The sequence below is a fragment of the Paenibacillus tyrphae genome (genome assembly GCF_027925525.1).
Taxonomy (GTDB): domain Bacteria; phylum Bacillota; class Bacilli; order Paenibacillales; family NBRC-103111; genus Paenibacillus_G; species Paenibacillus_G tyrfis_B.
The window spans coordinates 1-23,732 of record NZ_BSDJ01000003.1 but is presented as its reverse complement, the minus strand read 5'-3'; the positions used below and the strand labels follow the sequence as shown (position 1 = coordinate 23,732).

Genomic DNA, 23,732 nt, shown 5'->3' with positions numbered 1-23,732 from the left:
TTAACGCTCCTTTTTGCCAGGCTCTTGAACTTCGCAGCCGAATCACCTCCCGCTATTCCATGAACTGCCGGAAACGGCGCTCCAGCGCAAACAACGCGAAAACTACAAGCAGAAGGCAGCCCGCCATCAACGTTGCCGCCGCAGTCAATTTCTGCATCTCGAGCGTCATGAACATATTGTTCATATAGTGCTGCAGCGTATAGATGCTGTCGTGCGGATAATCGCCCGCGATCAAGTACGTCTCCCGGAATATTTTAAACGAGCCGGTGATGGACATGATGACGACGAAAAACATCGTCGGCGTTAAATAAACGAGCGTAATGCCGACGAACTGTCGGAGTCGTCCGGCGCCTTCCAGCCGGGCGGTCTCGTAGTAATCGCTTGGAATTTGCTGAAGCCCGGCCAGAAATAAAATCATGTTATAGCCAACGTTTTTCCATAAATAAATGACCATGACCACATGCCGGGCCGCCTCCGTCTTCATCCAATCCACACGTTCGAGCCCGAAATAACCGAGCCACGCGTTCAGCGAACCGTTCCAGTCGAACAGCATCTGCCAGATGAGAACAACCGAGGCTACGGGGACGACAAGCGGCAGCACGTAAGCCGTTCTCAGCATATTGCGCATGTACATCTTCCGGTTCAGCAGCAGCGCCAGTCCTAAAGACAGCCCCACGATGAGCGGCACGCTGACCGCGGTAAAATAGAACGTATTGGAGGCCGCTTTCCGAAACGAACCGCCCGCGAGCAGCTCGCCGTAATTCGCCAGCCCAACGAACCGACCCCCGACCGGGCGATCCAGGAAGGAGTCGTACACCCCCGCAGCAAACGGAATAAGGTAGAACAGTGCGAAGCCTGCGACGCTGGGTGCGAGAAACAGCAGGGCCGCCGCCGCATCGCTCCGGGTCCAGCGTTTCATTCCTGGCTTCAGCATGAATCGGCAATCGCCGCCGTTTGGCCGTTGTAATTCATCGGATCACTCCCGCTTTCTGTGCGTGATAACAAAAAAACCCCGCTTCTTCATCCCCAGCTCTGTCCTATCCTTCACTCCTAGGATAGGAAATACTGTTTAAAAAGAAGTAGGGCAATCTTAAAGTTTTTCTTAATTTGTTTGCGGCAGACGCACTTCAAAGATGGTGCGGTTCGTGCTGCTATGGGCGGTCACCGTTCCGTCATGCTGCATCACAATGTTCTTCGTGATATAGAGGCCGAGACCCGTGCTTCCCTCTTGATACGTGCGCGCCTTGTCGCCGGTATAGAACATATCGAAGATGTGCGGCAGCTCATCGGGCTGGATCGGGACTCCGTAATTGATCACCTGCACCACGACCGCTTCCGCTTCGGAATAAGCGTTCATATCCACGAACCGGCCGTCTTTTCCGTAACGGATGGCATTGGTCAGCAAATTCTCGAAGACGCGCGCCAGCAGGTCTCCATCGCCCAATACCGATAAACCGGGAGCCACCTGCAGCCGGGCCGTCAATTGATGCTTCTCGAAGGCAGGGTACAGCTCTTCGTTCAACTGAACCAACAGCTCGCTGAGATCGATGGTTTGTTTCTCGAAGGCCAGCATGCCGTAGTTCATTCTCGTAATTTCGAACAGCTCGTCGACCAGCTTCTCCAGACGCTGCGATTTTTGAAAAGCAATATCCGCATACTGTCTGACCTGCTCCTTGGTCAACTGCTCGTCCTTCAGAATAAAATCCAAATAGCCGATCACCGAAGTCAACGGCGTGCGCAAATCATGCGCCAAATTCAGGACGAGCTGATCCTTGCTGCTTTCTGCAAAGTCTCCTCTTTCGACGGCCTGCTGCAGCTTTTCGCTCGCCAGATTGATGTCCGTCGCAATGTCCTCGAACTCGTCGCGGGAGGAAATATGAACGCGCTGCTTGAAATCGCCGTTGGCCAGATGATGAATCCCCTTGGAAATTTCATTGAAATAAGTGGCGTAGGGCTTGGTGAGGACAAAGAAAAACAACGTCGCAAGCGGGATGAAAAACAGCAAAAAGAAGTTAATATCTCCGACAATGTTGATGAACATGCGCACGTAAGCCAGCGGATCCTGAAACTTCACGAACGTTCGGTAATAAAACTGAAGGAGTTTATAGAACAAATACGTAATGGTGCCCGCGAACAGCATGCTTAAACCGAGCAGCAGGATCATTCTGGACCGGAAGCTGCGCATCATGCTAGCCATTGAATGTATATCCCACCCCCCATACCGTTTTGATCAGCTTATGTTTACGTTCATCCTCTTGTAATTTTTTCCTCAGCTTCCGGATGTGCACCATCACCGTATTGCCGCCTTCATAGTAATCTTCGCCCCACACCTGCTGAAAAATATTTTCCGCGCTGAACACTTTCTTCGGATAGCTGGCCAGCAGATACAGGATATCGAATTCTTTCGGCGTGAGATCGACCGGTTCGCTATATAAGGTAACCGTACGCTGATCGGGATAAATGGCCAAGCCTCCCGCTTCCAGCACGGGCTTGTTCTCCTCCGACGATTGGCTGAGCAGTCTGGAACGCCGCAGTTGGGCGTTCACGCGGGCGATCAGCTCCATCGGGTTGAACGGCTTGGTCATATAATCGTCCGCGCCCCTCACCAAGCCTGCGATTTTATCCATGTCGGACGTTTTCGCGCTCAGGAAAATGATCGGCATATGATTCGTTTCCCGGATTTGCCGGGTCACTTCGTAACCATCCACTTTGGGCATCATAATATCCAAAATCGCCAGATCGATCGAATGCGTCTGAACGGCTTGAATGGCCTCCTGCCCATCCGCCGCTTTAATCACATGGTAGCCTTCTTTGGTTAGATGCAGTCCGATCAAATCGGCAATCGCCATCTCGTCATCCGCGATCAAAATCGTGATCCGCTTCATCGCATTCACCCTCTGCATAGAGTTAACCATTCCATTGTACCAGAACTTCCAGTCAAGGAAGCAAGGTTACAATGACGCCATCCATATTGTTTCCCGATAGTTCATAGTTGCGACCGACCGGCACCGGAATCGATGTATTGCCAGACACGGGATAATACGAGACTTCGTAGGATTTGCCCTCTATCGTCGTCGAAACCGTCTCTTGTTCCTTCAGGTAATCCAAATATTGCTCCAATGTAAAGTTTTTCTCCTGCATGATCACACTATGCGGCAAGCCGACATAGCGAAAATGCCAAGGCTCGTATTGAATGCCCGTGATCTCCGTCTTGTCCTTGGGATAGCGCAAAATAAATCCGTAAGCCCAAGCGTTTTTTTGCAGCCATTTTCCTTCCGGGGCGCGGTTCATCTCCGTTTGTGTCGATCCGATATCAAGGGATAAGCCTAAGTTATGCTCACTGTAGCCCGCAGGCAGCGCATAATCGGCGCCCATACTTTTATACAGCTGGCTTTGTTCTTTGTTGTCCCGGTAGCCGCTGCTGATCATAAAAGCACTCACCCCTTCTTTGGAGGCGGCATTGACCATCGTTTGAAATTTTTGCGCCACGCCTTTCGACAGCCGGATCGTCTTATCGAGCACCACGTATCCCTGGGACAGCTCCTTATCCCGAAACAGGTTGACCACATCGGCCGTAACGCCCTCTTCATGCACCGGATACTGCTTGTTAACCAGCAGCAGATTCCCTTGGTAAATCTGGTTTTTGGTTACTTTTATCGTTTGAGCCTTTGTTTGATTCTTTGTTTGAGTCTTCGTTGGAGCCTTCTTTTGGGGAGCCGCCTCCTGAGCTTGGTCGACCGCCTTGCTGTATTCCACGTTTACGGCTTGCGGCTCCTGTTGAATGGCTTCACACCCCAGCGGCAAAAGCATGACAAGCAAAAAAACCCACTTCTTCATCTACGTTTCCTCCTTACGCTTTCATTCTGTAAGGATAAAGAATAACGTTTAAAAAGAAGTAAGGTAAAGATAAAGATTTTATTAACATTTGATATGGTCATGGTCGCGCTCTACCGCGCAGTTGGGCGGGGCGATACCCTATCCATACCGATCCTCCTCCTCGTTCGAAGCGATTATTCACGGCCGCACACCGAGCACTGCCCGCGCCTGCGGTAATAATAGGCGAGCGTAGCCGCTCCCAGCGAGATCCCCCAAACCGGCCACCACATCATCGGATTCGTCATAAAAGCGCCGCTGAGAAAAGCAGACCAATTCATGTGGATGACCGTCAGCCCGCCGGTCATCACCACGACGGTGATAAAGGAGGCGGGGACAATCGCAAGCGCCGGGGGGACCCGTTTGCCGGACAGTCCCAGCGTCCAACGCGGGAAGATCTCGCCCCAGCGTTGGATGAGCCCCAAGGTAAACACCGAGCCGCCGGCCGCTACCGTAGCCAAGCCCGCGCCGGCCAGCCATAGACCGTTGGTGTGAAGCTCCTGAAGCAGCTCCCGGTCAATTCCGAGAGGGATGCCAAAAGCCCACGCCCACCGCATCCCGGCATAGCCGAACGGTAAGACAAATGCTACGTAGACGGCCCATCTCCCCCAACGCGCCGCAGCTTCGGGTGTTGTCCAGCCCGCAGTGGCGCTGCTGCCCGTCCGGCCGCAGCTCCCGCAAGCTTGCCGGGATCGGCGATAATAAGCGAGGGCCGTGCCGACCCACAAGAACCCGCCGGCCATGCAGATGAACTGGTTGATCACTTCCCAAGGGAAAGCTTTCTCCAAATAATTGACCGGTGGCCAACCGAAGGGAGCGCCGAGCAGACATATAGGCGCATACCCGACGGCCATGATGACTCTGGCGTCCGGAATGGCGATCAACAGGATAGCCGAAGCGGCACAAGCGAAAGCCAGAACGGCCGCGCGCAGAATGCCCTTCCCTGTCAGCCGCGTCATCGCTGCTGCCAATATCGCGCCGACGAAACCAAGAACGGCTATCCACGGTGCTCCGCTCTTCGCTTGCAAGCTGCCTAAGAACGACATATTGGGCTGGGAATCCCCTTCGCCGAAGGGAAAGCCGCTGCCCCCTAAAGCCCAGTACAAGCCAAGCAGCCCGTAAACCAAAGACCAAGCTGCCGCAGCATAGCCGATCCAGGATGGCCACTGTCCGACCTGCGAGGACGGATTGCCGGTTGTTTGCAGCAGAGAATTTTTCACGGTATCCATCAAGAACAACTCCCTATTTCTAAGAATCGAATCGCGAACGGCCATCCACAGCGGACCCTTCCGTAATATGGAAAATATGACCTGTTCCTCCTTAATCATAGGGCAGCCAAGCGGAAATGGGACGCGTCTGCAGATCTGTTTATCCCCCCGACCAGAGGTCCGTTGTAAACAGAACCGGCTCCCCTGTTAAGGGGAGCCGGCATTGGAATGAATAGGTGCATGCTGAGGAAAATGAATGAAAAAAGCTGCTTTTACTCGTCGTCCGGACGCATAAGTCCCTGCTGCCAAGCGAAAACGGCTGCTTTGGTACGGTCCAGCATATGCAGCTTGCTTAAAATATTGCTGACGTGGCCTTTCACCGTCTTCTCGCTGATGATCAGGCGCTCCGCAATCTCCGCGTTCGTCAGCCCGCCCGCGATCAAGCGCAGCACTTCGAGCTCCCGGTCGCTCAATTCGGCGAACGGGCTGTCATCCGCCCGTTGCGTATCGCGTATCTCCTGAACAACCCGCGCAGCCACGCGCGGATGCATCATCGACTCGCCATGTACGGCTCTGCGCACGGTTTCGACCAGTTGTTCCGGTTCAATATCCTTGAGCACATAGGAGAGCGCTCCGGCGCGCAAAGCCGGAAAGATATGCTCGTCGTCATGATAAGAGGTCAGCACAATCACCTGAGAACGGGGGCTGACTTGCTTGACCTGCCTCGTAGCTTCTACGCCATCCATCCCGGGCATCACCAGATCCATGAGAATGACGTCGGGCACAAGCTCGGCGGCCAAGCGGACGGCGCTCTCTCCCGCATCGGCTTCGCCTACGACCCGGCAATCCGGCTGAATTTTGAACAATGCGCACAAGCCCTGACGCACAATCGAGTGATCGTCGACAATCAGAATTGTGATCGGTTCCGTCTTTGTCATGTTGCCCGCTCCATTCGAAAAAAGTAATCTTGTTCTTTTACACCGCTTGAAGCTCCGTTTGCTTGCAGCGGACGACAATTGTCGTGCCGTGTCCCTTCTCGCTGCGGATATCGATATGGCCGCCTAACGCCTGAACGCGCTCGCGCATGGAGGACAGACCGACGCCCTGCCGGTCTGCGAGACGGACATCGAATCCGCAGCCATTGTCATGGATGGAGAGCGTCACCGTCTCGCCGCATGCCAGAGAGAGCTTCATCACGCTCGCCTGGCTGTGGCGGGCAATATTGGCCAGCGCCTCTTGGGTGATACGAAAGAAGGCTTCTTCAATAAGCGGAGACACCTGTTGGCCGCCGGGCGCCTCCACCTCTGCGGCAATCCCCGTCTGCTCTTGCCAGACCTTCACATAATCCTCCAAGGCATGCGCCAGATTCTTGCCCTCCAGAGCAACCGGACGAAGCTGATGAATGAGCGCACGCAGCTCCTGCTGCGTTTGGCGTATCAATTTTTCCGCCTCGACCAGATGCGAACGAGCCGCATGCTCATCCTGGCCGATCAAGGTTTTGGCCGTATTCACCCAGATCGAGACGGCAAACATCTGCTGCTTCACACTATCGTGCAGCTCTCTGGCGAGCCGGTTGCGCTCGTCCAGCGCCGCAAGGTCCTGCCGCGTCCGGAGCAGATGCTGAAGCTGCTTCGCCATCTGGTTAAGCCGTTGCGCCAGCCGCCCTAACTCGTCGCCGGAGGGATCGTCAACAAAGGTCGTGAAATCGCCTTGACTCCATCGGTCGGCCGACGTCAGAATCCTTCGCAACCGCCGAACAAGACTTCTCGACGTCACGATTCCGAAGGCGAGACCGACAATCGCCGCGCCTATAAAAAAGGCAATGATGCTGAAGCCGAAAAATTGAAAGGCTTTCGGTATAAACTCCCACAAATTGTTCGCAGACGTCCGGACCTGTCCGGCTTTCACCACCAAGGCCCCCTTGATCTCCTTCGCATTGACAATCGGAGCCACAATATAGATGGTGCCCTTTTCCTCGTAGGTAGACGTATTCATGAGGGGAATCGAGCCGGGCTCCAAAGCCAGAGCCGTCCGAATGTGCCTCTGCACGATTGCGGGCAGCCCTGCCCCGAATCCGCCCGCCTCGGCCCAATCCTCTCCTGCTACGGCGATCAGTTGCCCTTCGGGATCGACCACGGCAGAAAACCCCTGAAATTCGGTGCCGTTTTCCAGGCGCCAATCCCTCAGAGCTTCATTCAGCCGATTCCGGTTGATGAAGGGCCCCGTGAAGTTGGAGCCTACGTTCTGCGCCACCACTCCCACTTCGTAGGCAAGCGTTTGTCTGACATTATATTTGGCTATGCCAAACATGATCAGAATACCCGCCATTTCGAGCACGATCAGAACAACCATCGTTGTGAGAATATAAAATAAGGTCAGCTTCCATTGCAATCGACGAAAGCGCTGGACAGAACGGGATAGGAATCTCAAGTTTTTTCTTTTCCTTCCTGACATAAAAGTAATCTTTTACCCTTCTTCCATCTTATCATTTACCCGGTGGATCTGTCTGTGTATGACAAAACGATCATTGTTTTTTACGACAAAAAAGCCCTCCGCAACAGAGGGCCTCCGAATATAAATCCGCCGGTTTCCTATAAACCGCACTAGATTTTTTTTACAAATTCCGATTTTAATTTCATCGCTCCAAAGCCGTCGATTTTGCAATCAATATCGTGATCTCCGTCGACCAAACGGATATTTTTTACTTTTGTTCCCATTTTCAAGACCGATGAGCTTCCTTTAACTTTCAGGTCCTTGATGACCGTTACCGTATCGCCATCATTCAAAACATTTCCATTCGCGTCTTTGACAATCTTGTGGTCTTCGCGATTTTCCGCTTCTGCTTCTAACTTCCATTCATGAGCACATTCCGGGCAAATCAGAAGGCTTCCGTCTTCGTAAGTGTACGCTGAATTACATTTCGGGCAACTTGGCAAATTAGACATATTTCTATAGCTCCATTCGTTCGTATTAGATAGACTTATACTGTCATAGTCTTCTCCTATTTGCAAACCTTCCGAGTAAAATTGAATTTTTTCCATGTGGACTTCAGGCCTCATTTTTTTCCAACCTGTTCCACTGCTTCTCCCCTCCAAGGACAATTTATAAAAAAAACTTATTGACAACGTTTACATCGAATACTAAAATATTGCCTACAAGTAAAAAACGATGATGGAGACGCTGAGACTCATACTTTGTGGCACTTTCGTTAAAGAAAGTGTTATTAAAGTATGGGTTTTTTTTCATGGTTTCCGTTGTTATCAATTACATCAAGGAGGACAACGATGTTTAATCTCTTCAAACCTGCTCCGCCGATCGACAGGTTACCAGACAACAAAATCGATTCTGAGTATAAGAAGCTCAGACTCCAGGTTTTTCTCGGTATCTTCATTGGTTACGCAGCGTACTATTTGCTTCGCAAAAACTTCTCGCTGGCCATGCCCTACTTAACCGCGCAAGGTTTCTCCAAAGCGGAGCTCGGCTTTGCGTTATCGGCCATTTCGATTGCTTACGGCATCAGTAAATTTGTGATGGCGACCATTTCCGACCGAAGCAATGCCAGAATGTTTTTACCGGCGGGCCTGATCCTTTCCGGGGTCGTCAGTTTGCTGATGGGGGTCGTTCCTTTCTTCACCTCGTCCGTTGCCATCATGTTTATTATGCTTTTCTTAAACGGATGGTTCCAAGGGATGGGATGGCCGCCGTCCGGCCGGGTTCTTGTTCACTGGTTCAGCTTGAATGAACGGGGAAACAAAACCGCCATTTGGAACGTGGCCCACAACGTTGGCGGAGGCGTCATGGCGCCGCTTGCCGTTGCAGGCGTTGCGATTTTCGCAGGAATGTCCGGTTTCTCCCAATCGGGGTATGAAGGCGTCTTTATTTTGCCTGCTTTGGCAGCCATTGTTTTCGCGATTGTCTCTTACTTTTTAATCCGCGATACGCCGCAATCGGTCGGATTGCCGTCGATCGAGGAATACCGTAACGATTATCCGAGCGCTACGAAGAAAACGTTCGAAACCGAGCTTTCGACCAAAGAAATTCTTTTCAAGTATGTGTTGAACAATAAGTGGGTTTGGGCAATTGCGTTTGCGAACATCTTCGTTTACTTTGTCCGGTATGGCGTGTTGGACTGGGCGCCGACGTATCTGAGCGAAGAAAAAGGCTTCAACATGAACAAGTCCAGCTGGGCTTACTTCTTGTACGAATGGGCGGGAATCCCGGGAACGCTGCTCTGCGGCTGGATTTCGGATAAAATGTTTAAAGGCCGCCGCGGACCGGCAGGCGTCGTATTTATGATCGGGGTATTGATCGCGGTTCTGGTGTACTGGTTTAATCCGCCGGGCAATCCGACGGTCGACATGCTTTGCCTGATCGCGATCGGCTTCCTGATCTACGGTCCGGTGATGTTGGTCGGTCTGCAGGCGCTGGATTTCGTTCCGAAGAAAGCCGCCGGGACGGCAGCCGGACTTACCGGTTTGTTCGGTTACCTGGGAGGTACGGTAACGGCGAACGCTTTGATGGGCGTAATCGTCAGTGCCTCCGGATGGAATGCAGGATTTACGCTGCTGGTCGGTTCGTGCGCGATTGCAGCCGTGCTCTTTGCCCTGACTTGGAACGTTCGCGGGCAAGAAGTCGTGAAGAACCAGCATTAATTTGTTTGGAAGAAGAAGGAGTAAAAATCCGTGCGATTTTTACTCCTTCTTCTTTTGTTTTCTCCAGCGGATACCCCACCCGCCTGCTGTTAATCCCCGGCGAGGGTTGCCCCGGTTTCAAGGAATGTCTTCATGCCCGAGAGCACAATCGGCACACCATTTTCAAGAATGGCGGCGGTAGGTAAAGCCTGCTCGAATTCATCGTGCACGACCGTTACGAGAGTTACCCCCTGCAGCTCGGCATGCGGATCGATTTCCCATGTCATGCGCGACGGGGAATCGCCGGCCGTATGGGGAAACGAAAGAAACTTCCAGCTCACCGTCAGCCTGTGCGGACGGTTCAAGTCGAGAATGGTGCCTTCGACTTGCTTCTTCCCTTGCGGGTTCCACAATTCGAAGGGAGAGCCGACCTCCCAATCGGATCGGATCGAGCAATTGAACCAAAATTTCGAGGTTTTGGCCGGATCGGTAAGGGCTTGCCAGATTTGTTCGGGTGTCGCTTTAATAGCAATCCGGTTAACATGCCGGGGTTTGTTCTCCATAGTCGTTTCACGCTCCAGTTCGTTTTTCAGAGATGTTAGTTCGATGGCCCAAGGCTCGGCGTATTTGCTCACCCACCGGTCGTAGATTTGCCGAATCGGCACGGCATTCAAATAATGCAGCTTTTCCCGGCCGACTTTGCGGGTCGTAATGAGACCGGCTTCCTCCAAAATGTTCAGATGCTTCATGACGCCGAATCTCGACATTTGCAGAGGGGTGCAGAGATCGTTCAGCGTCCGCCCGTCGGAGGCGTGAAGCAGATCCAGGAGCGTGCGCCGGCTGGGATCGGCCAATGCCTTAAAGATTTCATTTTCCAATAAGAACACCTCCTTCTGGGACAGCATGCTGCAGGATTTTATTTTTACCCCTTGACACGTTACCTAATGGTCACATATTATAAGGGTGACAATATAGTCACATGTTATCACAAACCAATCGGTTTGCAACCATCAAATCAGAGTGAAAGGTGATGTTTGATATGAAAATTACCCTGATTGCCGGCAGTAACCGCGAAGGCGCTACGAGTACCTCTATTCTTCGGTCCATCGAGAGTCTGTTGAACGCCCAAAATATATCGGTCACGTTTGTTGATTTGCGAGAGCTGCCCTTGCCGCTGTATTCCCCCGATGCCCAAGCGATCCATCCGAATGTCCAGCGGTTGGCAGAAGTGATCGCGGACGCCGAGGGGCTCATCCTCGCGACCCCGGAATACCACGGCTCCATATCGGGAGTGTTGAAGAACGCCCTGGACTACTTGCATGGCGGTCTGGTTGCCGGGAAGCCGGTGCTTTCCGTAAGCGCCGCCGGCGGTCCGATGGGGGTCAGCTCGCTGCTTCATCTCCAGAGTATTGTACGCAATTTGCACGGCGTTAACAGTCCCGAGTGGATTTCCATCGGAGCCGGGTTCCACAGCTTTGATTCGGACGGTCATCCGTCAGACGAGGGAATGCGGGGAAGGGTCGAAAGCGCGGTCGGGAAATTCGTAGACCTCACCCGGAAGCTCACGGCGGGAGTCGAAGCCGCCATATAATCAAACAACAAAGGAGTTGGTTTGCCATGAAAACGGTGGAACAGAAAAATGTCGAAATCGTTACGGCGTTTATCGAAACTGTTGAGAATCGAAGCGAGCTGGATCGCACGGACCAATTTTTTGCGAAGCAGCTCGGCGAGGCCTTTGCGGACCGGCACTATGCGGTGGACGAAATTCTGGCTCAAGGGGAGAAAGTCACGGCCAGAATTGCAATCACAGGCACACATCAAGGCACGTTTGCCGGCAAAGCACCTACGGGCCGATCGGTGAAAATTACGCAGTTCCGTGAATTTCGCGTCGTCGACGGCCAGATTGTAGAGCATCGCGGGTGGTTCGATACCGGAACGCTGCTGCCCCAGCTTCAAGCCAATTAAAACGAAAGGAAGGAGATGTTGAATGATGCAAACGATGGAGCAGAAAAATATCGAAACCGTTACGGCGTTTATCGAGGCGTTCTGGAATGAAAGCGACATGGAATGTACGGACCGGTTTTTATCGGACAATTATCAAGAGCTCGCTTATGAATCCAAAGAAGGGCTGAAGCGATTTGCCGGCAAAATACTGGAGGCTTTTCCCGATAAGCGCTACACCGTGGAAGAGATGATCGCCCAAGGGGAGAAGGTCCTGGTCCGAATGACCGTGAAAGGCACGCATACCGGGACGTTCTTTGGAACCGCCCCTACGGGCAATTCCATCGATGTCACGCTGTACCGCCAATATCGCGTCGTCGACGGCAAAATTGCCGAGCACCGCGGTTGGATCGACATGGTGACCATGTGGCGCCAGCTTCAAGCCAGCTAAATAGGGACTACACGTTAAGGGGCGCCTATAGCGGCGCCCCTGGTTCATTGTCGTAGTAATTCCCCTACAAACTGCTCTTGCCTAGAACAGCACCGGCAGGTTCGTAAGAGAGCGCAATGTGCTGCGGTTATACGTCAACTGCTCCGGCGCGACGGCCAAGCGCAGATGAGGCAGCCGCCGCAGCAGCGTGCCGAAAGCGATCTGCCCTTCCAGACGCGCCAGCGGTGCTCCCAAGCAGAGATGGATGCCCTTGCCGAAGGCGAGATGCTCGTTCTCTTCCCGCGTAATATCCAATGCCTCCGGATTGGAAAAATGATGCGGGTCCACATTAGCACCCGCCAGCGAGACCAGAACCATCTCCCCTTTGCGAATTTCCTTGCCGTGCACGGTGACATCCTCGCTCGCAAAGCGGCTGGCAATCATGACGGGGCCCGCATAGCGCAGCAGTTCCTCAACCGCGGAGGGGAGCAGGGAAGGATCGCTGCGAAGCAAGCGCATTTGTTCGGGATGCTGCAGCAAGGCCACGATGCCGTTACCGATCAGATTGACCGTCGTTTCATGCCCGGCGACAATGAGCAGCCAAATGGTCGATAGAAGCTCGTTCTCGCTTAATTGATCTCCTTCATCATGAGCTTGGACCAGGCCGCTTGTTACGTCATTGCCGGGATGTGCGCGCTTTTCGGCCAGCAATGTTTTGATATATTCAACAAACCTATCCAGAACTTCACTGACGGTATCCTCTTGTTTCGGGTCCAGGGAAGCATTCAAGAGCTTACGTGTCCACTCGCGGAACTGGTCCCGATCGGCAGCGGGAATTCCCAGCATCTCGGAAATGACTGTGATGGGAAGCGGATAGGCAAAATCCGTAATCAGGTCCATCCTTCCCCGCTCCTGCACGGCATCGAGCAGTTCGTCGGCAATCTGCTGAATCCGGGGACGCAGGCCCTCGATCGTATGAGGCGTGAAGGCTTTGGATGCCAGCCTGCGCAAGCGGGTATGGTCCGGCGGATCGACCGTCAGCATATTCGGCATCTGCTTGAACCATTGCCTTAACCTACTCACAGCTGCGTACTTCTGGCCGGGCTCCCCTTGATCCTGCGGCGGTGCGAGCTTCCGGATATCTTTGATAAACCGGGGGTCCTTCAGGATCGCAACGACATCCTCGTGCCGGAAAGCAAGCCATGCTCCTCCCATCCCGAAAAAGTCATCAAGGCGGTAGAGAGGCTCTTGCTGCCCGGTGAGCCGCTTATAGAACACAATGAAATCACGCATCGTCTCGGGTGAGGCAAAATCGCCGCCAGTGATTTTTTCCATATCACTTACCCCTTTCCTCTACTTTGCAATTCCATGCCGGATCATGCTGAAAAACCGGTTCATCTCATCGAACAGGCGGTCGGCCGCCTCGTCATCCATCACACCGATATCCGAGAACGCCGAAGAAAACTTATTTTCGAAATGCTTCGTTGTCATCGTAATCAGCTCGAACGCCTGCTTCCGGTCCACCCCTTCCCGAAGGGGAACCGCTTTAAATAACTTCTCTAACGCTTGATTCCTCTCCGCAATCGCTTGACCATACTTTCCCTCAATATCCTGTTTTAATTCATTCGGCGGTGAATAAAAAGCCTCATACACCAATTTCAATTCATCGGGATGCTTGCGGAAGTAGTCGAGCTTGATGCGGCTAAATCTGTCTATCGCTTCAAAAAAATCGTCATACTCCGAAACGGCGTCAAATCGCATCGCCGTCCTGACCTTCTCGAAGCAATGCTCCAGTAAGCCGAGATACAGCTTCTTTTTGCTGGTGAAATGATGAAAGATCAAAGCCTTGGAAATACCGGCGGCTTCCGCCAGCATCTCCGTCGAAGTGTTTTTGAACCCATAGCGCGCAAAAACAGACAAACAGGCCTCGAGGATTTTTTCCCGTTCGTACAGCTGTAAAGGCAGATGCTTCACTTCCCTTCAACGTTGCTGACCAATTGGTTAGTAACATTGTATTATATGCTGACCATTTGGTCAACATGTCTGTCTCTCAACAAAGTCGCGATCGTGCAAATTCGTCTTTTCATGCCTCTTTGCATGCACTATAATACGGTAGATAACAATAATTCAAACGATCAAAAGGGGAACTTCAATGTCACGTATCATCCAAGTTCATGAGAGACCGCCCTTCTGGAAAAGCTTGCCGCTTGGGCTGCAGCATCTATTTGCCATGTTCGGATCGACGGTTCTTGTGCCCATTCTGTTCAAGGTCGACCCAGCCACGATCCTGTTGATGAACGGTATCGGAACCTTGCTGTACCTCTTCATTACCAAGGGGAAAATTCCCGCTTATCTCGGCTCCAGCTTCGCCTTTCTATCGCCCGTTTTCGTCGTCCTGGGAGAAAAAGGTTATAACGCCGCGATCGGCGGCTTTCTGGTGGTCGGTGTCATCTTCACCGTCGTCGCCCTGCTGATCCGTTATGTGGGAACGGCCTGGATCGATGTCGTATTCCCTCCGGCTTCCATGGGGGCGATCGTCGCGGTGATCGGGCTCGAGCTCGTTCCGACGGCCTCCAAGATGGCCGGCTTCATCGCTCCGGACGGAGCGCCCGCCGGTTGGTCCCCGGATACCACGACCGTTACGGTCTCCGTGGTCACGATGCTGGTCGGCGTGCTCGGATCGGTGCTGTTCCGCGGAATTTTTAAAATCATTCCGATCCTGATCGCCATCGTCGTCGGCTATGTGCTGTCCAGTGTGCTCGGGCTTGTACATGTACAAGAGGCGATCACCGCAGCCAACTGGCTGACGCTGCCTACCTTCTATACACCGGCATGGGATTGGACGAGCATCGCCATTATTGCCCCTGCCGCGCTGGTGGTCATCGCCGAGCACATCGGCCACCTGATTGTGACCGGCAACATTGTCGGCAAAGATCTGTCCAAGGACCCGGGACTCAGCCGATCATTGCTTGGCAACGGCGTCTCCACCGTGATCTCCGCGGCGGTAGGCTCCACCCCCAATACGACGTATGGGGAAAATATCGGCGTCATGGCGATCAGTCGCGTCTATTCCGTTTGGATCGTCGGACTGGCTGCGGTCATGGCTATCGTCCTTTCCTTCGTCGGCAAGCTGTCGGCGCTGATCCAAACCATTCCCGTCGCGGTGATGGGTGGCGTTTCGCTGCTGCTGTTCGGCGTCATTGCCGCATCCGGCATCCGCATGCTGGTCGAGACGAAGGTGGACTATTCCAAGCCTGCGAATTTGATCCTGACTACGGTCGTACTGGTCGTCGGTCTAAGCGGGGCTGCGTTCAAGTGGGGGCATCTTGAGCTGAAGGGCATGGCTCTTGCTACGGTCGTGGCGATTCTGCTCAGCCTGGTGTTCAAATTGTTCGATGTGCTGAAGTGGTCGAACGATACAGATTAAGAAACGCGCAAAGGGCGCTGCCCGAAAGGTCTGCTTAGACCTTCGGACAGGCCCTTTTGATTTGCGGTGCGACGTTTCCCATTATAAACAAAGCCTCCCGGGAGGATAGAGAGTTCCGGACAAAGGCACAATACGGTTGTGTTCTTTGAACAACACTTATTCCTAAGGAGGCCTGATTTCGAATGACTACCAAAAAAGAAGCCGTAACTCAAGAACAAATCGCGGATAAGGTGAAGGCTGAAGTGGCTAGTGAGTTGACTCCGCTGGAAAACCAGCTTAACCAGATCCAAAAGATTTTAACCCAAGTTCAAAACCCTTCTTCCCAAAGCTCCGCTTCGACGAGCTCCAATCAAAATCAGCAGCAGATTGGTCAGCTTGTCAACCAAATGAACCAATTCAACCAACAAGTGCAAAGCCAGCAAAAGCAAGCCATTCAACAGCTTCAACAATCCATTCAGCAAGCCAACCAAACGTTGAACCAAGCGAACCAAACCGTTCAATCGTTCCAAATGCTGAGCCAAATGCAGCAGCTGATCCAACAATCTCAGCAGCAAGCGAATCAAATGAATCAGCAAAATCAACAAAATCAACAGAATCAAATGAATCAACAAAGCTTCAACCAAAGCAGCTTCAGTATGAACCAAACTCACTAATCATTCCTTCTGCACTTATGCGGGTTGCGTTGCGGCGTAACCCTCTTTTTTAGAGAACGTCGAATACGAAGGGGAAATGAAGGGATGTTAATTACAGCTTTTATCTTTATCATGATTGCTGTTGTCATAGGCATTATTTTCTTGAGAGGCTTCGCCAAGCAATTAGCCGATCACGAGGAACATACGCATAGGGAACATCCTCATCACTTGAAGGAAGCGGCGAATATAGAAGCGGCTCAGGAGCTTCACCCATTCGAAGCAAAAAGCATTGCTCGTAGTAAAAATGAGCCGGATAAAAAAAGAAGCCACCTTCAAGTTGTGCCTGATATACGGGAAGATAAGGAAAAAAGCAGCGTGCAGGCTGTAACGCCTAAAGTCGATGCTAAAGCTAAAACCACCGTGCAACCCGTAACGCCTAAGATCGACGCCAAAGCTAAAAGCAACGTGCAACCTGTTACGCCTAAGGTCGATGCTAAAGCTAAAACCAACGTACAACCTGTTACGCCTAAGATTGATGCTAAAGCTAAAACCAACGTGCAACCTGTTACACCTAAGGCCGAGGCTAAAGCTAATAGCATCGTGCAGACTGCTACGCCCAAAGTCGATGCTAAAGCTAAAACCAACGTGCAGACTGCTACGCCTAAGGTCGATGCCAAAGCTAAAACCAACCTGCAACCTGTTACGCCTAAGGTCGATGCTAAAGCTAATAGCATCGTGCAGCCTGCTGCGCCGAAGGTCGACGCCAAAGCTAAAACCAACGTGCAGCCTGTTACGCCTAAGGTCGATGCTAAAGCTAAAACCAACGTGCAACCTGTTACGCCTAAGGCCGATGCCAAAGTTAAAACCAACGTGCAACCTGTTACGCCTAAGATCGATGCTAAAGTTAAAACCAACGTGCAACCTGTTACGCCTAAGATCGATGCTAAAGCTAAAACCAACGTGCAACCTGTTACGCAGCCTTTTTCTTATCGTCAGGTTCCCAGCAATATTCCGTTTATTGCTAATGAACAGCCGAATCAGCCAATTTTAAGTCAAAGCATAGGTTCTGCAGCAGGGATTCCCTTGTCTTTGGAAAAACAATTGGACAATATTGAACTCACAGAGAGCAAGCTTCAAATTAACGTATATCATAACCTTGTCCAACAGTTGGGGGAAGCTTCAACAGTATTAGCGCAAATCGATGAACAGATTCAATTCATTGAATTAACGAATTTTATTGATGATGAATTTACTAAGTTAAGTACGATTACCGAACATCAAGAGAACAGGGAATAAACACCTAGCATGCGGGCCCGCACCAGGTGTTTTCATGCTCTTAACTTACGTTTCGTTTCGCTGCAACGAAGATAATGGCTAACAGACCATGGACGGCCAATACCGCAATGAGACATTGCATGAGAAATGCGATGTCCGGAAGGAAAAGGCCCACCGTTCTCCACGAGATGCCCATACTATAGGTGAACAATGGAATAAGCGCGGCGGCAAGGATCAGAGAGAGACCCCCCACAGACACCCACAATGGTTTATTTATTGCGCTTTTTCGCTGTAGACGGATTAAAATCAGTACGCATACCATAACGAGCAATATGACAACCCCGAGCGTCACCCACTGCGTGCTGGCGTTCATTTCCGCCAATTGTGGCTTCTCACCCTTCATGATGGACCGGATTCCCTCCATGATGCTTAAATACGAGACAGCCTCTAACTCGTGGTATTTATTCAGCAAAAGAACAGCGCCCAGATCTTGCTCAGGCATAATAAACAGCTCCGAGCGGTATTCCGGCGTTGCCCCTGTATGATAAGGATACTTCTCCCCCGATCTCGGGAAGTGCCAGCCCAGACCATAGCGTCTGTTCGATTCCGGCGGCGTGCGCAATTGCTTCAGACCTTGTTCCGTTACTAATTCCCCGCCGTATAGCATGAACTTGATGAATTTACCCAGATCGGCTGCGCTTGACGACATATACCCGTAAGGCGCTCCCGATGGGTCATACAGCCCGTCGCCTTTCACCAGTTTGCCGAACCATGAACGATAGCCCGGCACGAATCCTTTGCTAACCGCGCTTTCATAATCGGCAGAAGTATGGTTCATGCCAAGCGGCGAAAAGATTCGGGTATCCATAAATGCAGAGAATGACTGGCCCGATACCGCCTCAACAATAGCTCCCAAAAGCAAATAGTTCGCCGAATTATACTCATAGGCCTCGCCCGGAGTACGGCTCAACTTGACCCCGCTCAGCTCAGCAGCCGCTTGCGCAATCCCCTTTTCCCGATCGCGGTCTTCCCGGTCCGTCACCTTCATGCCGTCATAAGCGCCGATCCCGCTCGTTTGCTCCAATAGATGGCGCACCGTTATCGATTTGCCGCTATCTGTTTGATACGTGAACCAAGGGAGGTACGTCTCGATCGGTTCATCCAGCTTGAGCTTGCCTTCCTCCGCCAACATCATCATGGCAAGAGCCGTCAGCGGCTTGCTGACCGAGCCGATCAGAAAAGTCGTGTCTGCCGTGACACCCGATCCGTCGCTCATGGTCCCCCAGCTTTCTTGATAGACGGTCTGCCCGCGATGCACGACCGCCAGCGAAGTCCCGGGAATATGATATTTCGCCAGCGCTTCGTTCATCAATGCGTCGATTTGTCGGGCCGTATCACGATCGCGCTCTTCGGCGGCTAGAGAAAGAGAAGGTGCCGCGAACAGAAAGAGGAGGAGACTGATGACTATCCTTTTCATCTGCTCTCCTCTTCAGACTTGCTTACATAAAGCCCAAGAAGCTCGATCAACAATCGATACGACCGGTCAAGGTCAAACTCGTCGTCGACGATTTTCTGGAGCGCCAGTCCGTCGAAGCAGGCCAATAGGATACTTGCAAGGGCGGAGGCGTTAGCGGAATCGCCCATCAAGTGCTGCAGCGGCGCGGAAAGGCTCTCCCTCCCGCTCTTGAGAATCGACGCGACTTCCCGTTCCAGATGGCCGCTCTCGCTTTTCATCCCCAGCGAATACAGCTCATACCGCCAGCGGTACCAGTCGGGATGGTCTTCCGCTCTGGATTTGATTTCGAGCAGCACAGCTTCGGGGGTTGCGGCATCATCCGGCTGCCCGTTATATTGCTTGTGGTAGCGCTGCTGGATCTCTTCCTGTACGGAAAGCAGCAACTCCTCTTTATTTTTAAAATAATAATGAACCAGCCCCGACGTCATCCCGGCCTCGCTTGCAATATCTTTGATCGATGCGTTGAGGTACCCTTTTTTGACAAATACTTTATAAGCCGCGTCGATTAATCGTTGTCTTTTCTCCTGTGTGCTCATCCAATCCCGCCTTTTTATTAGTTGGTCAACCAACCAAATTATAAGGACGGTGCGGCGGAATGTCAATCGTTGGACGTTTAGTAAAAATGATTAACTTAGTTTTTGCACACCTTTGAACCATACGGCCTTAATGGATAGGGTATCCGAGATATTGGTTGTCGGATCGCCATTGACCAGTACTAGGTCAGCGCGCGCACCTTCGGCAATACGGCCACGATCATGAAGACCGAACCGACGGGCCGGTTTCGAGGTAGCCGACTGAAGCGCTTCTATTGGAGTGAACCCGGCCGTAACCAGCAATTGCAATTCATGATGTACGCTGGCTCCATGAGCAAGGCCGCCAAGGTTCGGAACGGGAACGGGGGCGACATCCGTCCCGACCAGAATATCCACTCCGGCCCTATGAAGATCCATCACATTTTTAAAGCTATTTTCCATTTTCCCTTGCGGGAAAGTATTGAAGCTAGAGTTCAAAATATCGATCCATTCCGGACTTAGTTTGGAATAAACACGCGGGTCATTCGCCAATTCCGATGCTGGGTTCCCAAGAATGGATGCGTTCAACACCAAGCACGGTGTAACAAACGCGCCAGAATCGACGATGGATTGCACTAACTCCGACGTGTAATCGGGCCTGTCGATAAACAGGTGGCCCAATCCGTCCACTCCAAGATCGATGGCGGTTTGCGAAGAATGAGCGGTCAAGACGTGGGCGATAACGACTTTATCGAACTTATGGGCTTCTTCCACGGCTGCTTTTAGAATCTCGTCGCTTAAAACAGGCAGACCAGGGGCACCCATGACTGTTCCTTCTTCAATCATGATTTTTATATAGTCGGCACCATTCTCCACCTGGGTATGCACATGTTTGATCGCTTCTTCCACCGTCGTTACTTGCGGCACTTCTTCGTGATCGTGGGCGTAAGCGGCTAGCATAGCTTCCCGGTCTTCCTTCGATAACTTCTCCAATTCCTTTAACACGAATTCCGGAATCTCATCCCCATCTGGCAGCAATTCATCCGGATGACCACCCGGAGCGGTGATTGCCGTGCCTGCAGAACGGACATCGGCGACGTCGTCCACATTTTTCAATTGGATCGTGCGCCCTCTTTCCGTAAAATCACCGTTCATTTCGAGTTCTGTCGTCACGCCGAAATGTAATGCATCTCGTAATCCACCGATGGAAGTGTGGACATGCGCATCAATCAAGCCGGGCAATAATGTTGCATTCTCAGCATCGATGACAGTTGCATTCGCCGGAAGGTCGCCGCCCACCGCAATAATGGTTCCCCCTTTGATGACAACACTCCTTGCCTCGATCACTTTTTCTCCATCGAAAATACGCGCATTCGTAATTGCAGTCACTTTTTCTAACGGAGAGTATTGAGTACCATTCTTCATTTTCTTTTTCCTCCTTAGCGCGGCATTGTTTTATTTAGGAGTATAATTGTTAGAATACTAACTGTCAATAAACTAAGTTTTTATTGACGTTTATGCTAGTTTTCTGTATAGTCTATTTACCGACAGTTAGCCTTCTAATAATTTGAGGAGGTACGATCATGAAGCCCCGTAAGGATACGCCTTATCTGGATTTGTTTCAGATTATCGGCCTTAAGTTAAAGAAAAGAGCGGACGAGAGCATAAAAGAGTTGGGTTTAAACGCTCAGCAAGGAAAAATAATCGACTATATCTACGAAAACCAAGATAAAAATATTATTCAAAAGGACCTTGCCGATCGGTTTCACGTGCGAGGAGCCAGTATTACAAGCATGCTTCAGGGCCTTGAGAAAAGAGGATTTATCGAGCGTAAGATCCCTGCCAATAATGAACGGCAAAAAAATATATATGTTTTGCCCAAAGCCGTTGAATTGATTGAAGCCTTTAATGACTCCTTCCAAAGCGTGGAGGACGAAATCGTTCAAGCCCTTACCGCAGAGGAGAAGCGAACCTTAAAGGAAATGCTGATCAAAATTAATGAACGCTTATAATTGCGGTTTATGCAATATTGTCCAAATAAGAGAAAAAATCTCATATTTTTCGAGAAAATAATAGGAGCCCCGGACCGACATCCAGGACTCCTTTTATATGGGGTTTAGCACCCGACACCCGACCCATCTATAGGTTGGTTCCTAATCAATTGACTAACCCATGATTGTGAAACTCCTAAGATTTCGGCCAGTTTTCTCTGCGAAGCTTCCGGATTTTCCTTCATCGCTTTATGCAGTCGATCCAATAGTTCTTTTCTTCTTTTGGTAATTTTTTTTATCTTTTTTTTCTCGTTGACTCGTTCACGTTCTACCCGCGCTAAGAACACTTGAAGCGCCGGAAGGCTTTGAATGCAGGGCATACAAATATAAAATTTTTTGAAGTAAATGGTTTGTTCCTTACCTGAGCAAAACAAACATTCATTGCATTGATATCTATAAACCATAATCGCCTTTCTCTTGTCATCGCAAAAATACTCTGTCTTCACGTCGGGATTCAGATTCAACATACGCCTGAGCTCCATAGGAATTACGATTCTACCTAAATTGTCCACCACTCTAACAATTCCAGTTCTTCGATCCTCTTGCATAAACACACCTCATACCATAACGATTTCTAGCTTGCGCACCGCATTTTTCGAATTTGAGCAATTAACACGTATGTATCTAATTGTTGACTCAATCGAACCATCGATTCACTCGTTAAGCTTTCGCCTTGTTGCACAGCCCTGTCCATTTCCTGTAGGATGGCTTTCATTGCGTGATGTAATATTTCGTCGCTGCAATCTGCTACTAGACTATTCACCGCTCCTCCTCCTAAAAATATTTTTCATAATATAAGTCTAAATCATCTTTCTTATTTTCCATTTAATCCAAGAAATGAGAAACATTTTGCTTTTAAAAATAAAAAAACAGGCAAATATGCCTGTTCATTTGTTCTATCTATTTATCGACTCAGCAAATACAACATAAAGAAATTAATATCCCGGATCTATATCACTATACATCATAATTTGAGTTTGCTTTTCTATGGGGTAAGTTGGGGTATTGTAAAAACTACCACTCAAAGATAAAAATAGAACAATGGAAAAAAGAATTGCTTTCTTCATAAACTTTTCCCTCCTTGACGCTTATTCATTTACATTATATGCCATAATATAAATTATATCCATAAACTCCTTATTAAGTATTATTGAATTTTTGGTTAAACAATAAAAAAACTCACACATGCAAGCATCCTTTTCTTCAAAAGCATTAATCTTATTCAAATATTGCAGACTACGGGCGAAACTCTTCACTCCCTCATCAATTAGACCAATAGTTAACTGATAATGTCCTTTGTGTCGATAATACTTCCCTTTCGCTCTGCAAGCATTAGGGCTATCAGGACACGTACTCATTATTTCATTCTCTCTTTCTAAAAGTTTCGAACACGCATCTAAATTATCTATCTTTAAATAAATCTCCAAAAGCTCGTCAACGATATGTAACCGATTCTGCTGACTACATTTTTCAAGGTGATATTCGAGTTGAGGGATTGCAATATCATATTCCCCTTTTCTTGCTTTGGTTATTGCCCGTGTAATATTAGCCGCCTCGTAAACAAAATCGTACTCGTATTTTTCAAAAATGTCTAATAACTCTTCAACTTTATCGTAGTTTTTCAAAGCCGAATAAGAATGGATCAGAGATAAATGTACTCTCGCCTTTAATTCCGATTGCATTCTTTCTAGCACTAGTCCATTTTCAGCAAATTCAATGCATTCCCTATATTTTTTTGTAGCATAAGCATGTAAAGCCATCCTAAAGTGATAGATTACGTTTTCTTCGTTAGTTAAGAAGTCAGTATAATGCGCTATTTCTAGTCCTTGTTGGAAGGATTGGTCAATACGTTTGAAATCTGCTCTTTCGATCAAATACTTCTGTAATAACCCTTTCGCAATATAGTTCATAACGCCATGCTTTCTCGAATATTTCACAATGACGTTATACAGTTCTAATCTTAAGCTAGAATCATTACCCGCTTGTGTAAAGTAATAAAGTCGTTGCAAAGAGTCTTCCGTTTCGTTGCTAGGGTTTTCAAGTAAACATAACGCGACTTTGGGAGCTAGTGCCCCATCTGAAATCGTAGTTGGAAAAACGGGTAAATAACCTTATCAACTACGATTCGGAGGGGTTATTATGACGTTGTTTGTTCGCGAGTTAACGATTGAAGAAGGCAATATGCTTGTCCATATTGCCCGTAGAGGTACAGACCCGGTTGAGGTTCGCCGCGCTT

Annotated in this window: 25 protein-coding genes; 8 read left to right on the top strand and 17 right to left on the bottom strand. The window is 50.2% G+C overall.

The genetic code is table 11. From position 1 onward, the window contains the following. Positions 1 to 52: 52 nt before the first annotated feature. From QMG93_RS03700 to QMG93_RS03665, 8 genes are all read right to left on the bottom strand, one after another. Positions 53 to 919 carry a carbohydrate ABC transporter permease gene (locus QMG93_RS03700; protein WP_281934192.1) on the bottom strand — a complete coding sequence of 289 codons (867 nt, stop codon included), beginning with the start codon at positions 917 to 919 and terminating at the stop codon, positions 53 to 55. A 183-nt stretch (positions 920 to 1,102) separates the two neighbouring features. Continuing rightward, positions 1,103 to 2,197 carry a sensor histidine kinase gene (locus tag QMG93_RS03695; RefSeq protein ID WP_281933637.1) on the bottom strand — a complete coding sequence of 365 codons (1,095 nt, stop codon included), beginning with the start codon at positions 2,195 to 2,197 and terminating at the stop codon, positions 1,103 to 1,105. Then, on the bottom strand, positions 2,190 to 2,885 hold the full coding sequence (locus QMG93_RS03690) for a response regulator transcription factor (protein WP_281933635.1): 696 nt from the start codon (positions 2,883 to 2,885) through the stop codon (positions 2,190 to 2,192). The genes QMG93_RS03695 and QMG93_RS03690 overlap by 8 nt, the downstream gene beginning before the upstream one ends. Positions 2,886 to 2,937: 52 nt before the next feature. Beyond that, positions 2,938 to 3,837 (bottom strand): VanY-A/VanY-F/VanY-M family D-Ala-D-Ala carboxypeptidase, encoded by a 900-nt coding sequence (vanY, locus tag QMG93_RS03685; RefSeq protein WP_281933633.1) that lies wholly within the window; start codon positions 3,835 to 3,837, stop codon positions 2,938 to 2,940. Positions 3,838 to 4,010: 173 nt separating this feature from the next. Continuing rightward, positions 4,011 to 5,102: a hypothetical protein gene (locus QMG93_RS03680; RefSeq protein ID WP_281933631.1), complete on the bottom strand. Its 1,092-nt coding sequence runs from the start codon at positions 5,100 to 5,102 to the stop codon at positions 4,011 to 4,013. A gap of 251 nt (positions 5,103 to 5,353) precedes the next feature. After that, on the bottom strand, positions 5,354 to 6,019 hold the full coding sequence (locus QMG93_RS03675; protein ID WP_216796995.1) for a response regulator: 666 nt from the start codon (positions 6,017 to 6,019) through the stop codon (positions 5,354 to 5,356). 37 nt (positions 6,020 to 6,056) lie between these two features. Continuing rightward, positions 6,057 to 7,511: a sensor histidine kinase gene (locus QMG93_RS03670; protein ID WP_281933626.1), complete on the bottom strand. Its 1,455-nt coding sequence runs from the start codon at positions 7,509 to 7,511 to the stop codon at positions 6,057 to 6,059. A 173-nt stretch (positions 7,512 to 7,684) separates the two neighbouring features. Beyond that, positions 7,685 to 8,026, bottom strand: a complete 342-nt coding sequence (locus tag QMG93_RS03665) for a zinc ribbon domain-containing protein YjdM (RefSeq protein ID WP_281934191.1) — start codon at positions 8,024 to 8,026, stop codon at positions 7,685 to 7,687. 339 nt (positions 8,027 to 8,365) lie between these two features. Here QMG93_RS03665 and glpT point away from each other — a divergent pair, with 339 nt between their 5' ends. Further along, positions 8,366 to 9,733: a glycerol-3-phosphate transporter gene (gene glpT, locus QMG93_RS03660; RefSeq protein ID WP_281933625.1), complete on the top strand. Its 1,368-nt coding sequence runs from the start codon at positions 8,366 to 8,368 to the stop codon at positions 9,731 to 9,733. 89 nt (positions 9,734 to 9,822) lie between these two features. On the opposite strand, the gene QMG93_RS03655 is transcribed toward glpT, so the two are convergent. Next, complete coding sequence (locus QMG93_RS03655; protein WP_281933623.1) at positions 9,823 to 10,590, bottom strand: ArsR/SmtB family transcription factor; 768 nt, start codon at positions 10,588 to 10,590, stop codon at positions 9,823 to 9,825. 161 nt (positions 10,591 to 10,751) lie between these two features. Here QMG93_RS03655 and QMG93_RS03650 point away from each other — a divergent pair, with 161 nt between their 5' ends. The 3 genes from QMG93_RS03650 to QMG93_RS03640 are packed head-to-tail and all read left to right on the top strand — an operon-like array spanning position 10,752 to position 12,104. Then, on the top strand, positions 10,752 to 11,303 hold the full coding sequence (locus QMG93_RS03650) for an NADPH-dependent FMN reductase (RefSeq protein WP_281933621.1): 552 nt from the start codon (positions 10,752 to 10,754) through the stop codon (positions 11,301 to 11,303). 26 nt (positions 11,304 to 11,329) lie between these two features. Further along, on the top strand, positions 11,330 to 11,677 hold the full coding sequence (locus QMG93_RS03645; protein ID WP_281933619.1) for an ester cyclase: 348 nt from the start codon (positions 11,330 to 11,332) through the stop codon (positions 11,675 to 11,677). 22 nt (positions 11,678 to 11,699) lie between these two features. After that, a complete protein-coding gene (locus QMG93_RS03640; RefSeq protein ID WP_413789263.1) occupies positions 11,700 to 12,104 on the top strand; it encodes an ester cyclase in 405 nt (134 codons plus the stop codon). 81 nt (positions 12,105 to 12,185) lie between these two features. Here QMG93_RS03640 and QMG93_RS03635 read toward each other — a convergent pair whose 3' ends face one another. After that, entirely contained in the window at positions 12,186 to 13,418 is a 1,233-nt protein-coding gene (locus QMG93_RS03635) for a cytochrome P450 family protein (protein ID WP_281933617.1), read from the bottom strand. 18 nt (positions 13,419 to 13,436) lie between these two features. Further along, positions 13,437 to 14,003 (bottom strand): TetR/AcrR family transcriptional regulator, encoded by a 567-nt coding sequence (locus tag QMG93_RS03630; RefSeq protein ID WP_413789262.1) that lies wholly within the window; start codon positions 14,001 to 14,003, stop codon positions 13,437 to 13,439. Between the two features lie 232 nt (positions 14,004 to 14,235). Between QMG93_RS03630 and uraA the strand changes: the two genes are divergently transcribed. The 3 genes from uraA (at position 14,236) to QMG93_RS03615 (ending at position 17,438) form a co-directional block, all read left to right on the top strand. Further along, positions 14,236 to 15,510, top strand: coding sequence for a uracil permease (gene uraA, locus QMG93_RS03625; protein WP_281933613.1), 1,275 nt, complete (start codon positions 14,236 to 14,238; stop codon positions 15,508 to 15,510). A gap of 182 nt (positions 15,511 to 15,692) precedes the next feature. Beyond that, on the top strand, positions 15,693 to 16,163 hold the full coding sequence (locus tag QMG93_RS03620) for a hypothetical protein (protein ID WP_281933611.1): 471 nt from the start codon (positions 15,693 to 15,695) through the stop codon (positions 16,161 to 16,163). Between the two features lie 84 nt (positions 16,164 to 16,247). Further along, a complete protein-coding gene (locus QMG93_RS03615) occupies positions 16,248 to 17,438 on the top strand; it encodes a hypothetical protein (RefSeq protein ID WP_281933609.1) in 1,191 nt (396 codons plus the stop codon). Between the two features lie 40 nt (positions 17,439 to 17,478). Here the strand turns inward: QMG93_RS03615 and QMG93_RS03610 are convergent, their stop codons facing one another. The 3 genes from QMG93_RS03610 to QMG93_RS03600 all read right to left on the bottom strand — a co-directional run bounded on the left by QMG93_RS03610 (position 17,479) and on the right by QMG93_RS03600 (position 20,870). Further along, entirely contained in the window at positions 17,479 to 18,894 is a 1,416-nt protein-coding gene (locus tag QMG93_RS03610) for a serine hydrolase domain-containing protein (RefSeq protein WP_281933607.1), read from the bottom strand. Beyond that, positions 18,891 to 19,469, bottom strand: a complete 579-nt coding sequence (locus tag QMG93_RS03605; protein WP_281933606.1) for a TetR/AcrR family transcriptional regulator — start codon at positions 19,467 to 19,469, stop codon at positions 18,891 to 18,893. The genes QMG93_RS03610 and QMG93_RS03605 overlap by 4 nt, the downstream gene beginning before the upstream one ends. 90 nt (positions 19,470 to 19,559) lie before the next feature. Next, positions 19,560 to 20,870 (bottom strand): amidohydrolase family protein, encoded by a 1,311-nt coding sequence (locus tag QMG93_RS03600; protein WP_281933605.1) that lies wholly within the window; start codon positions 20,868 to 20,870, stop codon positions 19,560 to 19,562. Between the two features lie 158 nt (positions 20,871 to 21,028). On the opposite strand from QMG93_RS03600, the gene QMG93_RS03595 reads away from it, so the two are divergent. After that, positions 21,029 to 21,457: a MarR family winged helix-turn-helix transcriptional regulator gene (locus QMG93_RS03595; protein WP_063179602.1), complete on the top strand. Its 429-nt coding sequence runs from the start codon at positions 21,029 to 21,031 to the stop codon at positions 21,455 to 21,457. 104 nt (positions 21,458 to 21,561) lie between these two features. Here QMG93_RS03595 and QMG93_RS03590 read toward each other — a convergent pair whose 3' ends face one another. The 3 genes from QMG93_RS03590 to QMG93_RS03575 form a co-directional block, all read right to left on the bottom strand. Further along, positions 21,562 to 22,044 (bottom strand): regulator, encoded by a 483-nt coding sequence (locus tag QMG93_RS03590; protein WP_281933600.1) that lies wholly within the window; start codon positions 22,042 to 22,044, stop codon positions 21,562 to 21,564. Between the two features lie 387 nt (positions 22,045 to 22,431). Continuing rightward, positions 22,432 to 22,563, bottom strand: coding sequence for a hypothetical protein (locus QMG93_RS03580; RefSeq protein ID WP_281933598.1), 132 nt, complete (start codon positions 22,561 to 22,563; stop codon positions 22,432 to 22,434). 21 nt (positions 22,564 to 22,584) lie between these two features. Then, complete coding sequence (locus tag QMG93_RS03575) at positions 22,585 to 23,406, bottom strand: tetratricopeptide repeat protein (protein WP_281933595.1); 822 nt, start codon at positions 23,404 to 23,406, stop codon at positions 22,585 to 22,587. Positions 23,407 to 23,732: the final 326 nt, after the last annotated feature.

What these genes read in the sequence shown, in the direction of transcription:
- QMG93_RS03700 (WP_281934192.1), bottom strand. Translation starts at nt 919, where the DNA reads ATGAAACGCTGGACCCGGAGCGATGCGGCGGCGGCCCTGCTGTTTCTC.
- QMG93_RS03695 (WP_281933637.1), bottom strand. Translation starts at nt 2,197, where the DNA reads ATGGCTAGCATGATGCGCAGCTTCCGGTCCAGAATGATCCTGCTGCTC.
- QMG93_RS03690 (WP_281933635.1), bottom strand. Translation starts at nt 2,885, where the DNA reads ATGAAGCGGATCACGATTTTGATCGCGGATGACGAGATGGCGATTGCC.
- vanY (WP_281933633.1), bottom strand. Translation starts at nt 3,837, where the DNA reads ATGAAGAAGTGGGTTTTTTTGCTTGTCATGCTTTTGCCGCTGGGGTGT.
- QMG93_RS03680 (WP_281933631.1), bottom strand. Translation starts at nt 5,102, where the DNA reads ATGGATACCGTGAAAAATTCTCTGCTGCAAACAACCGGCAATCCGTCC.
- QMG93_RS03675 (WP_216796995.1), bottom strand. Translation starts at nt 6,019, where the DNA reads ATGACAAAGACGGAACCGATCACAATTCTGATTGTCGACGATCACTCG.
- QMG93_RS03665 (WP_281934191.1), bottom strand. Translation starts at nt 8,026, where the DNA reads ATGTCTAATTTGCCAAGTTGCCCGAAATGTAATTCAGCGTACACTTAC.
- glpT (WP_281933625.1), top strand. Translation starts at nt 8,366, where the DNA reads ATGTTTAATCTCTTCAAACCTGCTCCGCCGATCGACAGGTTACCAGAC.
- QMG93_RS03650 (WP_281933621.1), top strand. Translation starts at nt 10,752, where the DNA reads ATGAAAATTACCCTGATTGCCGGCAGTAACCGCGAAGGCGCTACGAGT.
- QMG93_RS03645 (WP_281933619.1), top strand. Translation starts at nt 11,330, where the DNA reads ATGAAAACGGTGGAACAGAAAAATGTCGAAATCGTTACGGCGTTTATC.
- QMG93_RS03640 (WP_413789263.1), top strand. Translation starts at nt 11,700, where the DNA reads ATGATGCAAACGATGGAGCAGAAAAATATCGAAACCGTTACGGCGTTT.
- QMG93_RS03635 (WP_281933617.1), bottom strand. Translation starts at nt 13,418, where the DNA reads ATGGAAAAAATCACTGGCGGCGATTTTGCCTCACCCGAGACGATGCGT.
- uraA (WP_281933613.1), top strand. Translation starts at nt 14,236, where the DNA reads ATGTCACGTATCATCCAAGTTCATGAGAGACCGCCCTTCTGGAAAAGC.
- QMG93_RS03620 (WP_281933611.1), top strand. Translation starts at nt 15,693, where the DNA reads ATGACTACCAAAAAAGAAGCCGTAACTCAAGAACAAATCGCGGATAAG.
- QMG93_RS03615 (WP_281933609.1), top strand. Translation starts at nt 16,248, where the DNA reads ATGTTAATTACAGCTTTTATCTTTATCATGATTGCTGTTGTCATAGGC.
- QMG93_RS03610 (WP_281933607.1), bottom strand. Translation starts at nt 18,894, where the DNA reads ATGAAAAGGATAGTCATCAGTCTCCTCCTCTTTCTGTTCGCGGCACCT.
- QMG93_RS03605 (WP_281933606.1), bottom strand. Translation starts at nt 19,469, where the DNA reads ATGAGCACACAGGAGAAAAGACAACGATTAATCGACGCGGCTTATAAA.
- QMG93_RS03600 (WP_281933605.1), bottom strand. Translation starts at nt 20,870, where the DNA reads ATGAAGAATGGTACTCAATACTCTCCGTTAGAAAAAGTGACTGCAATT.
- QMG93_RS03595 (WP_063179602.1), top strand. Translation starts at nt 21,029, where the DNA reads ATGAAGCCCCGTAAGGATACGCCTTATCTGGATTTGTTTCAGATTATC.
- QMG93_RS03590 (WP_281933600.1), bottom strand. Translation starts at nt 22,044, where the DNA reads ATGCAAGAGGATCGAAGAACTGGAATTGTTAGAGTGGTGGACAATTTA.
- QMG93_RS03580 (WP_281933598.1), bottom strand. Translation starts at nt 22,563, where the DNA reads ATGAAGAAAGCAATTCTTTTTTCCATTGTTCTATTTTTATCTTTGAGT.
- QMG93_RS03575 (WP_281933595.1), bottom strand. Translation starts at nt 23,406, where the DNA reads ATGAACTATATTGCGAAAGGGTTATTACAGAAGTATTTGATCGAAAGA.